14 protein-coding genes are annotated in these 14,894 nt (G+C 45.1%); 6 read left to right on the top strand and 8 right to left on the bottom strand.

Annotated elements, in window-relative coordinates:
• Nucleotides 1-33 precede the first annotated feature (33 nt).
• Nucleotides 34-2,922, top strand: coding sequence for a M14 family zinc carboxypeptidase (locus GO755_RS35535; protein ID WP_157590195.1), 2,889 nt, complete (start codon nucleotides 34-36; stop codon nucleotides 2,920-2,922).
• 154 nt (nucleotides 2,923-3,076) lie between these two features.
• Nucleotides 3,077-4,156, top strand: a complete 1,080-nt coding sequence (locus GO755_RS35530) for a hypothetical protein (protein WP_157590194.1) — start codon at nucleotides 3,077-3,079, stop codon at nucleotides 4,154-4,156.
• A gap of 123 nt (nucleotides 4,157-4,279) precedes the next feature.
• On the opposite strand, the gene GO755_RS35525 is transcribed toward GO755_RS35530, so the two are convergent.
• Both GO755_RS35525 and GO755_RS35520 read right to left on the bottom strand, forming a co-directional pair.
• On the bottom strand, nucleotides 4,280-4,846 hold the full coding sequence (locus tag GO755_RS35525) for a dihydrofolate reductase family protein (protein ID WP_157590193.1): 567 nt from the start codon (nucleotides 4,844-4,846) through the stop codon (nucleotides 4,280-4,282).
• Between the two features lie 15 nt (nucleotides 4,847-4,861).
• Nucleotides 4,862-5,440, bottom strand: a complete 579-nt coding sequence (locus tag GO755_RS35520; RefSeq protein WP_157590192.1) for a dihydrofolate reductase family protein — start codon at nucleotides 5,438-5,440, stop codon at nucleotides 4,862-4,864.
• A gap of 129 nt (nucleotides 5,441-5,569) precedes the next feature.
• Here GO755_RS35520 and GO755_RS35515 point away from each other — a divergent pair, with 129 nt between their 5' ends.
• Nucleotides 5,570-6,547: a GlxA family transcriptional regulator gene (locus tag GO755_RS35515; RefSeq protein ID WP_157590191.1), complete on the top strand. Its 978-nt coding sequence runs from the start codon at nucleotides 5,570-5,572 to the stop codon at nucleotides 6,545-6,547.
• A gap of 155 nt (nucleotides 6,548-6,702) precedes the next feature.
• Here the strand turns inward: GO755_RS35515 and GO755_RS35510 are convergent, their stop codons facing one another.
• The gene (locus tag GO755_RS35510; protein WP_157590190.1) at nucleotides 6,703-7,482 is read right to left on the bottom strand and encodes a LytR/AlgR family response regulator transcription factor; all 780 of its coding nucleotides are present in this window, start codon (nucleotides 7,480-7,482) and stop codon (nucleotides 6,703-6,705) included.
• Between the two features lie 57 nt (nucleotides 7,483-7,539).
• Nucleotides 7,540-9,345 carry a histidine kinase dimerization/phosphoacceptor domain -containing protein gene (locus tag GO755_RS35505; RefSeq protein ID WP_157590189.1) on the bottom strand — a complete coding sequence of 602 codons (1,806 nt, stop codon included), beginning with the start codon at nucleotides 9,343-9,345 and terminating at the stop codon, nucleotides 7,540-7,542.
• A gap of 422 nt (nucleotides 9,346-9,767) precedes the next feature.
• Here GO755_RS35505 and GO755_RS41655 point away from each other — a divergent pair, with 422 nt between their 5' ends.
• Nucleotides 9,768-10,085, top strand: coding sequence for a hypothetical protein (locus GO755_RS41655; protein ID WP_227687216.1), 318 nt, complete (start codon nucleotides 9,768-9,770; stop codon nucleotides 10,083-10,085).
• Between the two features lie 215 nt (nucleotides 10,086-10,300).
• Nucleotides 10,301-10,483: a hypothetical protein gene (locus GO755_RS35495; protein WP_157590188.1), complete on the top strand. Its 183-nt coding sequence runs from the start codon at nucleotides 10,301-10,303 to the stop codon at nucleotides 10,481-10,483.
• 20 nt (nucleotides 10,484-10,503) lie between these two features.
• Here the strand turns inward: GO755_RS35495 and GO755_RS35490 are convergent, their stop codons facing one another.
• Nucleotides 10,504-10,647: a DUF2281 domain-containing protein gene (locus GO755_RS35490; RefSeq protein WP_227687215.1), complete on the bottom strand. Its 144-nt coding sequence runs from the start codon at nucleotides 10,645-10,647 to the stop codon at nucleotides 10,504-10,506.
• 52 nt (nucleotides 10,648-10,699) lie between these two features.
• The gene (locus GO755_RS35485; protein ID WP_157590187.1) at nucleotides 10,700-11,629 is read right to left on the bottom strand and encodes a nucleoside hydrolase; all 930 of its coding nucleotides are present in this window, start codon (nucleotides 11,627-11,629) and stop codon (nucleotides 10,700-10,702) included.
• A 297-nt stretch (nucleotides 11,630-11,926) separates the two neighbouring features.
• Between GO755_RS35485 and GO755_RS35480 the strand changes: the two genes are divergently transcribed.
• Nucleotides 11,927-12,520 carry an HD domain-containing protein gene (locus tag GO755_RS35480; RefSeq protein WP_157590186.1) on the top strand — a complete coding sequence of 198 codons (594 nt, stop codon included), beginning with the start codon at nucleotides 11,927-11,929 and terminating at the stop codon, nucleotides 12,518-12,520.
• 30 nt (nucleotides 12,521-12,550) lie between these two features.
• On the opposite strand, the gene rlmB is transcribed toward GO755_RS35480, so the two are convergent.
• Nucleotides 12,551-13,378, bottom strand: coding sequence for a 23S rRNA (guanosine(2251)-2'-O)-methyltransferase RlmB (rlmB, locus tag GO755_RS35475; protein WP_157590185.1), 828 nt, complete (start codon nucleotides 13,376-13,378; stop codon nucleotides 12,551-12,553).
• On the bottom strand, nucleotides 13,351-14,790 hold the full coding sequence (locus tag GO755_RS35470; RefSeq protein WP_157590184.1) for a GWxTD domain-containing protein: 1,440 nt from the start codon (nucleotides 14,788-14,790) through the stop codon (nucleotides 13,351-13,353). The genes rlmB and GO755_RS35470 overlap by 28 nt, the downstream gene beginning before the upstream one ends.
• Nucleotides 14,791-14,894 lie beyond the last annotated feature (104 nt).

Below are 14,894 nucleotides of genomic sequence, written 5' to 3'. Positions count from 1 at the left end.
AAAAACTCTTTTCTTAACCAATAAACTAACTTCATGCAACTCTTTATCAATAAGCGACTTAATCGGGTACGTTCATGCATGCTTGCCGGATTGATGCTGGGTAGTGTATCACTTCGAGCGCAATCTATAGACGAAACATACAACGAGAAAATTAAGGAGTACACGACCGATAAGCGTTTTTTGCCCGCTTCGGTGCTTAACCTTCCCGACGATCCGAAAGTACCGTCGCCCCGCAAGCATTTTGGGCAGATTATTGGTACACCAGGGATCATTCACCGGACGCCTGAGATTTACGGCTACTATCAGAAACTAGCGCAAACTTCGCCCAACATCACCATGCAGCAGGTGAGCACGACGGAGGAAGGCCGCCCGATTCAGTTGGTGGTGATTGGTAGCGAAGATGCTATGAAACGGCTGGATCATTACAAAAAGCAACTGGCGCTGCTGGCCGATCCTCGTAAAGTGGGCAATCAGGACATCGAGAAAATTCTGGGCGATACCAAACTGGTTTATTACCTGAACGGCGGCCTGCATTCGCCCGAAATGGGATCACCAGAGATGCTCATGGAGTTGGCTTATCGGTTGGTTACCAGTCAGTCAACGGATATTAAAACCATTCGGGATAATATTATTGTCATTATCAACCCGGTTTCGGAACCAGACGGTTGGGATAAACAGGTCGATTGGTACAACCGCTATTTTAAGGTGCGCAAAGAGTATGATGATGGTTTTCCCGATTCGCCACCGTATTGGGGTAAATACGTTTTTCACGACAACAATCGGGATGGCTTACAAGTGTCGCAGGCACTGACAAAAGCCATGTTCAAAATCTTTTATGAATGGCATCCTACGGCCAGTCTTGATTTGCATGAGTCTGTCCCACTGCTCTATATCTCGACCGGAACCGGCCCTTATAATGAAACCATTGACCCGATAACCATTGGCGAATGGCAGACGATGGCCAATCATGATATGGCGTCGCTGGCTGCACAAGGGCTACCAGGGGTGTTTACCTGGGCATTTTACGACGGCTGGTATCCCGGTTATGCGCTTTGGATTTCGAATAATCACAACGCGGTTGGGCGGTTCTATGAAACATTTGGTAACTCGGGCGCTACTACGTATCTACGCGATTTGTCGCAGGAAAAATATGCGGGTGACGCCGTTACATCAAAAGAATGGTACCGGCCTGATCCGGCTACCGAAAAAGTGTACTGGTCTTACCGGAACAATATCAACTACATGGAGGCTGGTGTACTGGCTTCGCTGACTTATGGTGCAACGAACAGCCGGATGCTGTTGAAGAATTTTTACCAGAAAGGGCTTAACAATATTCGGAAAGGCACAGAAGAAAAGCCGCGCGCATTCGTCATTTCGAAAGATCAGCGCGACCCGGCTATGGCGGCCTATCTGGTCAATCAACTTCGCGCACAGGCCATTGAGGTGCACAAAGCTGAATCCGGCAAGAATCAGGGAGATTATGTAGTGTTGCTGAATCAGCCGTATCGCAATCTGGCGGTGTCGCTGCTGACCAAGCAGAATTACCCAAAAGAAGCGAAATTTCCACCTTACGATGATATTGCCTGGACGCTGGGTTATCTGTATGGCGTAGACGTGAAAGCAGAGGATAGCATAGCCTACGCGACGAGTGATCTGAAAATGATCAGCGACGATGTGAACTATGCGGGCAACATAGCGGGCGATGGTACGGATTACGTACTGAATTACAAGGGCCAGAACAATGTATTGCCTGCGCTTCTGTGGATGAAATCGCAGGGGAAACAGGCCAAAGCGGTTATACTGGATACGAAAACAACAATTGCTGGAAGCAAGGATACACTGGCGGCTGGAGCCGTTGTGTTTAAGGGCTTAACGGCCGATCAATCCAAAAAACTGGCCACTCAGTTTGGCCTGGATTTGAAGGCAACTAAAGCAGATCCAACAGCGATCAGTTCGCCCATGCGGCAACACGAAGTCAGTTTGCCACGTGTGGCTATTTACCATAGCTGGTTTTACACGCAGGACGAAGGGTGGGCACGGTATACGTTCGAGCAACGTGGTATTCCGTATTCGTCCATCAACAAAGACCACCTGAAAGCGGGCGACCTTCGAAAGAAATTCGACGTAATTCTCATTCCCCGTATGTACGGTTCGGCAACCAACTTTATTCACGAAATAGATTCAAAATTCGGTCCGCTTCCGTACACAAAAACTGCTGAATATCCCTCGCATGGATTTCCAGATGCCACCAATGATATTACCGGTGGGCCGGGTTTTGCCGGGCTTGAAAACCTGAAAAAATTTGTGGAAGCGGGTGGTGTGCTGATTACGCTGGATAACTCATCAAAGATGATTGCCGAAGCAGGAATTGCCCTCGATCTGGAGCCTGCTAATGCACCAGGCTTATTTCATCCGGGCTCAATTGTGCAGGTGAAAAACCGGAAACCCGATAGTCCAATCATGTACGGCTTCCCTGAAACCTTTTCCATTTTCCGCGGAATGGCTCCTCTTCTGCAAACGAAGAAACAAAACCGCGATATGATGCTGATGCAATACGGCACCAAACCGCTTAAGGACGAGGAAGAATACAAAGGGGCCGTTATGGGGATGCCCGACAAAAAGCCCGCTAAAGAAGATCCTAAATCTGCAATGCCGAAAAAAGAAGATCCATATGTACTCTCGGGCATGGTTCGTAACGAGCAAACGATTATCGGACATGGCGGTATTTTCAATGTTCCAGTAGGTACGGGGCGCGTTATTGCGTTCACCTTCGACCCATTGCATCGCTATCTGAACCATCATGACGCGCCCTTACTCTGGAATGTCCTGATTAACTGGAATCACCTCGATACACCTGCCAATTTGACTACAGCGACTGAAAGTAAAACGGCTCCGGCGTCTAAATCGAGCGGTGGAAATTAAATAATAAGCTTGAATTCGACTAACTTATAGAGCAGTGTGACCCCTACAGGGTCAAACGTTTATAGAAACAAAATTGGCTATAAACATTTGACCCTGTAGGGGTCACACATGTGATCGTTCAAATTGACTATACTCATCAACAACCTTCCAATTTATGCTAACGACTCGTAGTTTCTGGCTTAAGTTTTTCGAAGCTCTTTGCCTGATCGTTGTGATTATCGGCTTAACCCAAACCTCCGAAGCCATTACGCGCTGGCAATTTGAGGTAGTTAACAACTGGTCGAAGTCGTTGCCGATGCTGGCGGGTATGCTGGTTGTTAGTTTCGGTATCGCCTACGCCTGGGAACGTAGCGGTAAAGGCAATCAACTGCATGGCCTTTTTCAAGCCATCATTGCGTTTTACGTAGCCTATTCCGTTACGGGCTATGGCGCAGCCAAGATTCTGAAAACGCAATTTCAGCCACCCAACTATGTCCTCGAAACACCTATTAAAGAACTGAGTGGATTTTGGCTTACCTGGACGTATTATGGTTACTCGCAAACAATGGCCTATATTTTGGGCTGGACGCAAATTTTAGGTTGTATTCTGCTTCTGTTTCGGCGCACTCGGCTCATTGGCGTTTTTGTGTTGTTGCCCGTTATGGTCAACATTGACCTGATTGATCATTTCTACGAAATTTCTCCACTAGCCTATTACAACGCACTGCATTACACGTTCCTGCTCTTTTTTCTGCTGGCATTGGAGTACGACAAACTAAAGATCGCTTTCTTGTCGTATCAGGAAAAAATAAGCCTTAACGGAAAGACCGTTTTGATCAATATCGTCCGGGTGTTGGTGATTGGTTTGTCGTTCTGGCGAATCGCTTCGTTGCGGGATTCCTTTGAGCCAAAGACGAAGCTCAATGGCGTGTGGCAGGTAGAAACCATGAGCCGCAACAACAAGGCCGTTTCAACTGCTGTTGCTTCGGATTTGGCCTGGTCGAAGCTTTATTTTGAATGGCGATACGGGTGTTTGTTCAAATACAATCCAGATAAGTTTCAGAAGAAGGATTTACACGGAATGTATAAGCTGGATGAAAAATCGAAAAGGCTCAGCGTCGATTTCCCAAAAGAGAACGGCGCACCAGGAGATTCTCTTCGTGTGACGTATAAACTGCTGAATGATAGCACGCTAACTATGCAGGGACGTTATAAACAGGATTCGCTGACCATGAAGCTTAGAAAGCTGATTTGATGTGGCCCTCACCCCCGACCCCTCTCCCGTTTCGGGAGAGGGGAGTAAGGCGGGACTCTTGTTCTTTTTAGGATAATGGAATTTAAAAATAGTGGCAGCCTCAGTTGAATTCATTTGCACAACCTATTGCTTTTCGTAATGAAGCGCTAGTACGCCACAATCAAACGATCTAGTCTCTAGTAATTTCAGGTTGGTTGTTCCCGTTATGTGGTTAAATAGGGATAGGCCCTGGCCTAAAATGATTGGATTAACAAAGAGCCAGAACTCGTCAATAAGCCCCAGATTTAACAACGATTGTGAAGCGCCGGGGCTTCCGAAAATCAATATGTTTTTTCCTTCCTGCTGCTTTAACTTATTAATGTTGTCTGCAAGCTGATTGCTAATGACGGTTGTATTGGTTAGCCCCGTTTCGTCGATTGTTGTTGATAAGACAACTTTGGCGACGTTGTTATACCAATTGCCGTGTTCAATATCGTGTTTCGAGGCATCGGGTTGTTCTGCCGCTGTTGGCCAGTAACCCTCCATCAGTTGATACGTTACTCGTCCGTAGAGCGCCGTATCGGACTGGTCGGTCATGGTACCAACAAAGTCAAACAGCGCGTCGTCCAGATTTATCCAATCCATTTCTCCGTTAGGGCCTGCCACAAAACCATCGAGTGATGTGTGCATAAAAAAAATCAACTTTCTCATGGCTACTGCGTTCAATTAGTCTCTGTTAACCTGATAGTAAAGCCCAACAACCCCCGAGTTAAACGCTTTGGATTTCGTAAGTGTCAACTTAACCCGTTCGTTGATTTGCTTAAATAGAGGTTTCCCAGTGCCTAGAATGATGGGTTCCAGTTTAATGCGGTATTCATCAATCAGATTCTGTTCCGCAAAAGCGGCAACAATGGCTGCTCCGCCAAATATGACCATGTCGCCACCCGGCTGTTGCTTTAAGTAAGCGACTTCTTCGACAATATCCCGTTCTGCCAGGCTCGAATTTGTCCAGTCGACGGTTTGCAGAGTCTTTGAAAAAACAATCTTTCGCGTGTTGTTCATCCAATTTCCAAAATCTACCAATTCGTCTGGAATTCCTGGACTGGTTGGTACGGAGGGCCAGAAACTGGCAAAACCCTGATACAGGACACGCCCTACCAATATGGTATCTACGGTGCTCTGGAAGTCTGATGCGAGGTATTTGCCCATGTCATCATCGTCTCGGGTCATCCAATCCTGTTCACCGTTTGGGCCGCATACGAAGCCATCGAGCGACATATGCATGAATAAAATTACTTTTCTCATTTTGCTTTTTCGTTGTTTTTGTTCCCTGTTTGAGATAGACAAATATACCGGGATTTAGTAGCGTTGATCGGGTGTAAATACGTCAATTTAAGGGTTGATTCCGACAATAGTTTTCGCTATTTTTGATCTATGAAACAGATATCGATCCTAATCCCAAAAGGTGCTATTTTAGGTAGTCTAGAAGGTACTCGCCAATTATTTACAGAAGTGAATAATTTTTTAAAAGCCAGGGGTGAAGAACCCTTATTTACTGTTCAATTAATAGGCCTTTCGAAAGAAACGCCATTGAGCGGTGGCTTATTTACTGTCCATGCAGATTTGTTAATTGATGAAGTAGAAAAAGCAGATTTAATTATTATTCCTGCACTCGATGGTGATCTGAAAATTTCTCTGGAAAACAATCGGGATTTTATTCCCTGGATTATCAAACAATACGAAAATGGTGCAGAGGTGGCCAGCCTTTGTTTAGGTGCTTTTTTACTGGCTTCTACCGGATTATTGAAAGGACGTAAGTGTGCCACTCACTGGCTCGCAGCAAATCAATTTATGCAGCTATTTCCAGATGTAGATCTGGTAACGGAAAAAATTATTACCGACGAGCATGGGATTTATTCAAGTGGTGGCGCTTTTTCGTATCTAAATCTTGTCTTGTACCTGATTGAAAAATATGCTGGCCGTGACATTGCGGTTCTTGCTGCCAAGGTATTTGCTATAGAAATAGAACGGGAGAATCAATCCTCCTTCACGATTTTTCAGGGTCAGAAAGAGCATGAAGACGAACCAATTAAAAAGGCACAGGAATTTATAGAGACTAATTTTCAGGATAAAATATCGGTAGATGAACTGGCGTCGAAATTTGCTTTGGGAAGACGGAATTTAGAGCGAAGATTTAAAAAGGCGACCTCTAATACGGTTGCAGAATATATGCAGCGAGTAAAAATGGAAGCGGCTAAAAAAAGCCTGGAAACAGGCCGAAAAACAGTTAATGAAATTATGTATGATGTAGGCTATTCAGATACCAAAGCATTCCGAACTATATTTAAAAAAATTACAGGCTTAGCACCTGTAGATTATAGAAATAAATATAATAAAGCGATGATTGCTTAATAGTGTAATAACCTGATTATTCGCGTTACTGAATAGTGAATTTTTTTTAAATTTAGTAAACACAGAGACACTGAGGATATAACGAATTTTTTCTCTACATTTTAGTTATTTACCGCTCAGTATTCTTTAAACAGTGTCTCTGTGTTTATTGCTTTTTATCTATATAAAAAGTGACGCAAAAATTCATCCTTATAACTCCGGCTCATTGGTATTGACTGCGTTCCGATACCTACTTCAGCTTCGCTAAATGAATCTACTTTGTTAATGTTGACTGCATAAGAACGATGAATACGTATGAACTCGGGTTGGTTGATCCGTTCCAGAATTCCACTTAGGGTAAGGCGGAGTATGTATTTACGGCTCGTAGTAAACAAAGTTGTATAGATATTATCGGCTTCCAGATAAAGCAGGTCGTTTAGGCTTACTTTCACGAATTGATAGTTCTGCTTAATAAACAGGTAATCATTGATTTGTAGAATGGTTTCTCGCCCCAGTACATCCCGGTCGAATAGGGCAGGTTCGGGTAGATTTGTTGGAACTGATGTTGTTCGGGCAGTAAAATTGTGAATGGCCAGCTCAATGGCTGTCCGAAGGCTGTGCAGTTGATACGGTTTATTGACGTAAGCCGCCGGATAAGTCTGTTTGGCGCGTTCCAGCGTTTCCCGATCGGTAAGGGCAGTCAGGTAAATGACCGGCACTGGTCGTTCTGTAGTCAGATGCTGAACCGTTTGAATACCATCCCAATCACCTTTGATTGTGATGTCGCACAGCAACAGGTCAACGGGCTGTCGTTTAAATAAATCCAGGGCTTTACGTCCATTATTGGCAGTACCAACCACATCGTAACCTTCCTCTTCCAGGCTATCACTCAGCTCCATCGCCAGGATGGGCTCGTCTTCAACGATCAGGATTTTTATACGTTCATCAGGGTTCATAACGATGTGGATACCAGCGGCTGGAATTCAGTTATATAAATATGGATGTTGAGCTTCTTATACTGATGCGCGAACATTGGGCATATGCAGCCTGAATAAAGTTCCGTTCTGTTTGAGGAGTTCAAAATGCCCTTCCAGTTGCTCACTAAGGGACGCAATCAATCGCTTCCCAAACGAAGACTTGTTGCCCTTCTGTTGCCAGTCCGACACATCTATACCCGGCCCATTATCCTGAACTTCCAGTGTGATACCCGGCTGTGATTTATCCGATTGCGACCGTAAGTCGATTCGAAGCAGAGGACGTTTGCCATTAGTCTTATCATACGCATATTTGAATGCGTTGGTGACTAATTCGTTGACAATCAATCCCAATGGCATTGCCATATCTACGTCCAGTTCCTGTAGTTCAATATTAAGCTGCAAATCAAACTCGTCGGCAGGATAGTCATATGCCCGCATCAAGCTTTCCGACAAATCGGTCAGGTAGTCGCGCATGTTAACGGTTGTTACTTCGTCGGTCTGGTAAAGACGCTGATGAATAAGCGACATAGCCTCAACCCGTTGCTGCCCTACGCGCACAGCCTGAATGGCTTTTTCATCGTCCAGTCGGCTAGATTGTAGCTTAAGCAGGCTAGATACAATGGCTAAATTATTTTTGACGCGGTGGTGCAGTTCCTTCATCATGATAGTTAACTGATCCGATTGCTGCGCAATTTTCTGATGACTTTGTCGAACTCGTTCATAGAGCCAGTATAACGTCCCCAGGAGAATGGTCAGCACGATTAGGCCACCTATACCGGCCCATATCTGGCGTGTTTGGCGGGCATTTGTACTGGCTAACTGTTGAATGTTTTCTTCTTTTTCCCGCATCTGATAGCGAGTTTCCAGTTCGGCCACCTGTCGATTTTTTGTGGCATTAAACACGCTATCATGGTTGGCCATCTGGCGTTTATAAAAGGTTAGCGCCTGACGAAAATCACCCCTTATCTCATAAATTCGACTCAGATGGCTGTTTACGTCCTCTAATACTGCATATTTATCGACTCCAGTTTTCTCGACCCAGTTTAATGCTCGCTGGCAAGCGACTTCTGCTTCGTCTAATTTGTTTTGAGGGATTAGGGCGTAGGGAATACTCGTATTTATATATCCTTGAAAAAATTCATCTTTTTCGTTAACTGCATAAGTCATCGCTTGCCGAAATGCCTGTTCAGACCGAACATATTGCCCCATATTTTTGTAGAGCAGTCCCGCATTAAACAGGGTTCCATAATAAGTTTGCCAGTCTTTTTTCTGCTTGTAGTAGGCTAATACTTTCTCTGTATAGGCCGATGCTGATGCGTATTGTTTGCCGTGGCTGTCGATATTAATGAGTTCGCTATAAAACTCGGGCAATAGCTGGTCATAGCCAAATTGTTGAGCGTAGGCTATTCCTCGCTCTATGTATTGACGGGCTTCTTTGACCTTGTTGAGTCGATTATAGCAGAAACCAATAAAACGAAATGATCGGGCGAAATTGCGCTGATCGCCAGCGATTTTAAAGGTATTTTGAGATTTTAAAAACCAGTCAATCGCCTGACCATAGTCGCCGGTAGATTCACTCCAACTGCCCAGTTTTCGGTAGCTAATGCCGATTCTGCGGGTATCGTCACCTGCCTGCGAAATGGCCAATGCTTGCTCAAATATTTTTTTTGCAGGTATGAACTGATTGGCATCGACTAACGAATCTCCCATTTTCCAAAGTAGCTTCAACTTAACCGAATCGGGAGCGCTGGACTCAGTAGGTGGTAGTTCCTGCTGAGCTGTGACAATACAAGATACTAAACAGAGTGTGATGTGGAGTAAACAATTAACGAAAACATTCATGGGAGAGGATGGATAATTAGTGCACTAATTTAAAGGATATAGTTATCAGGTAACACTAGGAATATGCCTCTTTATGACATTTACTTGGTTTGTTAGTAGTTCCCAAGCCATTTGGCTATTAGCTCATTTACAACTAACCGATCTTGATCGAGCACGCAGACTTATTATGGGTAAGGAGAAAAGGAAAAATGAGAAGAAAGCGATAGGAGTAGGTCGCACAAGAATCGCGCAATTCAGCGGATTTTAATATGTTGGGAGGCAAGAACGGTCCGTAACGTAGTGGTGGCTTGCGTGCGACAAGTGGACGTTCCGTAACAGGGCGGTTTAAGCTCGTAGTCAGCTTCGGTCAATATGAGAAACGCCCCGGTTGGTTAGACTTTGTTAATGGCAGCGTCCTAAAGCAAAAAGGCTAATTTTGTCAAATGGCAAACCCACGCACATTTGATATTAAAATCGACAAGCTTACTCGCTCGATAGAAAATGCCATTTCAGGCGACAGTTTTAAAACAGAAATTCTTGAGTTAACTTCAGATGACCTGAAACGGGTAAAGAAATCCGCATGGCTGTTTAATTGGAAATCCGAAGCTAAACAAGTGGACAAAACTATTTATAAACTTGTTATAGAGGAAAATAGCCGCATCATTCAGGGGCTTATAAGTATTCAGGACAGAGGTGACCATATTTTATGGCTCTTATCGAGAGTAGTAAATTCAACCGTGGTGCTGACAAACTTTATTTAGGTGTGCCCGGAAACCTTGTTGCGTTCGCTTGTAAGCTTTCTTTTGACAAGGGCTATGCTGGTTACGTCTCTTTTGAAAGCAAGACAAAATTGAAGGAGCACTACCAGAAATCATTGGGAGCATACGTACTGTTTGGTAATATAATGGCGATTGATACGAAAGCCGCCCACAAACTTGTCAATCAATATTTCCCAGAAAACTCGTAATTTACTGCTATGATAAAAGAGCCGAAGACTATTGATTTCTATACGTCAGGCCGACAATTGTCGAGCGAAGATTTCGCTTTGATTAGCCAATGGATTGCTACAGACAAGAAAAAGCAATCAGACAAGAATATAAAAGGCTTGAAAAAACGTCAAAAAAAAATCGCTCAGACTGAGGGTATTGAGAAGGAGTAATATCAGGCAGATTTAGCTTTTTATAAGCCTGGCTTCCAATGACAGGATGCAAGGGGCTTATCAGTTGCTTTCCGAGCAGTCAGAAAATCAACCAAGTCGGCTACTTCCGCTTGATAGACAGGTGGTAAAGTCTGATATTTCTGATTCAGCTGGAGGTAAGTCATGAGTGTACAATTAGCTTGGCCCGTAACAAAGTGCGACACAGGATATTTTCGTTTACTGCTTATACTGCCCCAGCATATACTCATAAAAATAGTCCACATTGACATCGGTCGCTATTTTTAATTCGTAGCCGGTTGAGTCCAGATAGGTTTGCCCGGCATTGGGTGGGCGAGTGCTTACGTTCGCTTTTACGATCTCTGTAGTGAATTGTTCGGGTATGGCCAAGTAGCTGGTTGCCAGGAGATCCCACATGAAATAGGTGTAGTGATAACTTGGAATTGTATCGAGCGTGAGTGCCCAGAGTTGACCCGTCAAGTTGGATAGCTTATAGTCAATCTGTGTGGCCAGGGTGGAGAGAAATTTCTTCGTAACGGGTACATGATTCGTTACATCCAGTGGAATCAGGGTTAATGGTAGTTCATACGAGACTAACTTCTGTGAGCTGATCGGGTCCCAGAATACATTCCATTCAGCACTGCCGTCATGCTGGAAAGTCTGCACGTTGCCGTTCGTTCTGAATGCACCGGCCATCCAAACGATTTCATCAATTTTAGCTTTTAACTCTGGTGCTTTCTCAAGAGCCAGAACCAGATTGGAGCAAGGACCGGTCATCAAAATCGTTACGTTTTGAGTGGCCGATGAGAGCTTGTCAATGATTAATTCGGGCGCACTCAGGTATGCGTATGGATCAGGCGATTTTGGCAGATTGATCAGCATAGGCAGGGCATTGATGATCTCCGGCCGTGCGCGCCACTCGTTCGGAAACGCATTGATGCCGTAATAATCACCTCGTCCCAACGCAACCTGTTCCTGCCCCATCAATTGGAGCAGCTTATAAGTCGATTCGAGAGCAGGTTCAATGTAACAATCAGCGGGCGTGACCGTAATGCCGATCAGTTCGGTATCGGGCATGGTAAGTACGAGCAATTGCGACAACAAATCATCAATTGCGCCGTCGTGATCCATTAAAATAAGTTTGGGCATTGGAATTGACCGTTTAAGGAGAGCCCCGGTTGGCAGTAACTACTGTTGATAATCGGGGCACTGAATTTAGCAGCAGTATACGGCCTCCTTGTTGGAGAAGCAAGTGTTCTGGCCGTATAGGATTTGGAAAATTAAATTCACTTCAAGACAATACGTTCCGAAGAAACGATGAACAAGGTTACTAGTAGGATTCATTTTTCGGACTACATTTCTCAACTACGGGTAAAACAACTAGCTTTATGCCAACAGAAATAAACCAATAAATTCGGCCTGAAAAGCTTTCTAATCAGTTAAATCATGCAGCCCGATCAGTTAATAAAGCAAATCGAATTTCTCAAAGAGATTGATAAGATCAAATACATTCAACGGAAGACCAAGCTATTTAACAGCGACAGAAACGAAAATGACGCGGAACACAGCTGGCATTTAGCGATGATGGCTATCGTTCTGGTGCAACATGCGAATGCTCCCGTCGATCTGCTGAAAGTGTTGAAGATGTTGTTGATTCATGACATCGTTGAGATAGATGCCGGAGACACCTTTATCTATGATACGCAAAAAAGCCATGACAACACGGCTGAAGAACGGCTGGCTGCCGAACGAATTTTCGGTCTGTTGCCCGCAGAACAGGCGGAAGAATTTATTGCTATCTGGGAAGAATTTGAAGAAAGTAAAACCGATGAGGCAATGTTCGCCAGAGCTATGGATCGATTAGAACCGTTGCTTCAAAACGTATCGAACAATGGTGGTACATGGCAGGAATTTGGTGTCGACTTCGCTAAAGTTTATAAAAAGAAACAGGTTATCAAAAATGGGTCCGCTACCATTTGGCAGTATGCAGAGCAACTACTAAATGATAGCGTGGACCGTGGAATTTTGAAAAAACAGTAGACTGGTACTAGCAGGCTTAACCCGATTCAATTATTCGACAACGTCAATTGTCAAACTTCGCTGGCGGACTGCTTCGTAGAGCACCACACCTGTGGCTACAGATACGTTTAATGAACCAACCGATCCCAGAAGCGGAATCTTAACATGGGTATCGACTATGCGGAGCAATTCGGGCGATATTCCATCTTCTTCAGACCCCATAATAATGGCAATAGGGCCGGTTAGATCCGTGTTTCGCTCATAAAGATCGCGGCTCGATTTTTCGGTACAGGCCACAACCGTAATGCCCGATGCCTGAAGGTATTTTACGGTCTCGGTCAGATCTGGCTCACGACAAACCGAAATATGATTCAATGCACCCGACGACGTTTTCATGGCGTCGGAATTAATAGCAGCAGCGCCCCGGCCCGGAATTACGATGCACTGAATGCCCGTACATTCGGCGGTGCGGGCAATGGCCCCAAAGTTCCGAACGTCGGTGATGCGATCGAGTAGTAGAAAAAACGGCTGTTCTCCCCGCTCAAACACATCGGCAATTACGTTAGACAACTTAACGTATTGTACCTGAGCAATCAGGCAGACAACTCCCTGGTGATTTTTTCGGGTAAACCGATCAAGCCGTTCGGCCGGTACACGCTGAATCGTAACGCGTTTCTGGAAAGCCAGATTCTGGATATCAGGATTACTCAACTCCTTATCCATGTACAGTTTATCAATCTGTTGGTCAGACTTTAAGGTCTCGATAACAGATTGAATACCAAACACCATCTCGTCGGGTTCGGGACGAAACTGGGGACGGGACTTATTCGTTCGATTATGATTAGGGCGATTTACTCGCGGATTGTGCCGGTTCTCCATGCTTCGACTATCGGATACCAAATTGGCTGATACTCAATATAGCGTACCAGTTCGTAATGGTCTTCGACAAATTGATTCGGTTTCTTTGTGAATGTAAAATTAACCTCCGAGACATTGGCCCGGCGATTATAAACCCACACTTCGCGCTCCCGGTTCCGCTGTACACGATCGGGTGCACCCAGCACAATATAAATCATCCCCTTATCGGTTTTCCAACCTTCCTTGTAGGTTGTAAACAACCGATTGGCTTCTTCAACGCGATCGAAATACGCTTTGAGCGTCTTTCGGGCTACGTCTTCATTTCCCGACATCATACTCAGCCAGTACCGGTCGAAGGCTTTCTTAACATCCTGCGCCTGATTTAACTCGCCAATTTCGCTACTGGTGCTCATGTACAACACGGGCTTGATGAGTTTCGACGGGCGTGTCAATTTCGGGAATCGTTTGTCGGCGACTACTAACCCAATACCCGATGCATCGGTCGTATCTTCGACAAAGTAATACAGTCCCTCGTGAGGCATTACAAACGGCTGATTGGTTGTAATATTTAACGTAGAATCTATCGTCAGCGATTTAGACGCCGGGCGGGGCGATGTGTTCATTGGCGACGAAGCAGCATCGAAATCATGTCGGTAACGAACCCCAAATAGAGTTTTACTCGTCCCGTTCACATCGCGAATAATGACTGTATCGCCAACGTTCACATAATTACGCAGTTGTGGCTGTTTGCTGTCCTTGCTAAACAAGGTAAACCGATCACTTAGTTTAGATGCGCTAAACCGTAATGACAGGTCATTCCTAGCTTTAGTGCCGCTGTTGGTTTCGGTAATTTCAGTAAGCAGAACGGCATTTGCGGCTCCCTTAGGCCGTTTTATGTCAAATGTTAGGGTTAGATGATCGCCATCATGGCCTACATTTTGAATCGTCAACGGCACTGTTCCGTAACCCAACCGTTCGCGGTTGTTATAATCGGGATACATGACGTAGGCAATCAGGAAATGTTCGGTAAAATCAACTGGATTCAGAACCGCTTCGCCCGTGGGTGTTTTAGCTGTCAGGTCCATATAAATCCGCACATTGGATGTATCGATGGCCAGAAACTTCCCTTTGATCGAGGTGACAACCCATTCGCCCCCTTTTGTCGACATGGCTGGTCCTGTCCCAATAGCTGGACCCTCATTCGCTTTCGCAGGCGCTGGAGCCTGAGTTGTAGCTGGCCTTGACTCGGTTGGCGTTGCTATTGTCGTACGCTGGCCATCGTCGGCACGAGGAGTACTTGGGCGGCTGGCCTGATTGCGTTGAGCTTCTGTGCGGGCATCATAGGCCGCATTGACTTTAGCCTGCTGTGTTTTTTTGTTGCTTGAGCAGGCAGACAGCATGGTAATAATAAGTAGGGCAGACAGAATGCGCATAATCAACGGTACATTTCAGACACATAATCCGGGTCGCTTTCGCGATTTTTGACAACCGCAACGACGGCTCCGTTTATGCGTCTGGTTCTAAAGGTAATTCTTTC

Origin of the sequence: Spirosoma arboris, from assembly GCF_009754945.1 — a bacterium.
Lineage (GTDB): Bacteria > Bacteroidota > Bacteroidia > Cytophagales > Spirosomataceae > Spirosoma > Spirosoma arboris.
This window is presented reverse-complemented; position numbering and strand designations above follow the sequence as displayed.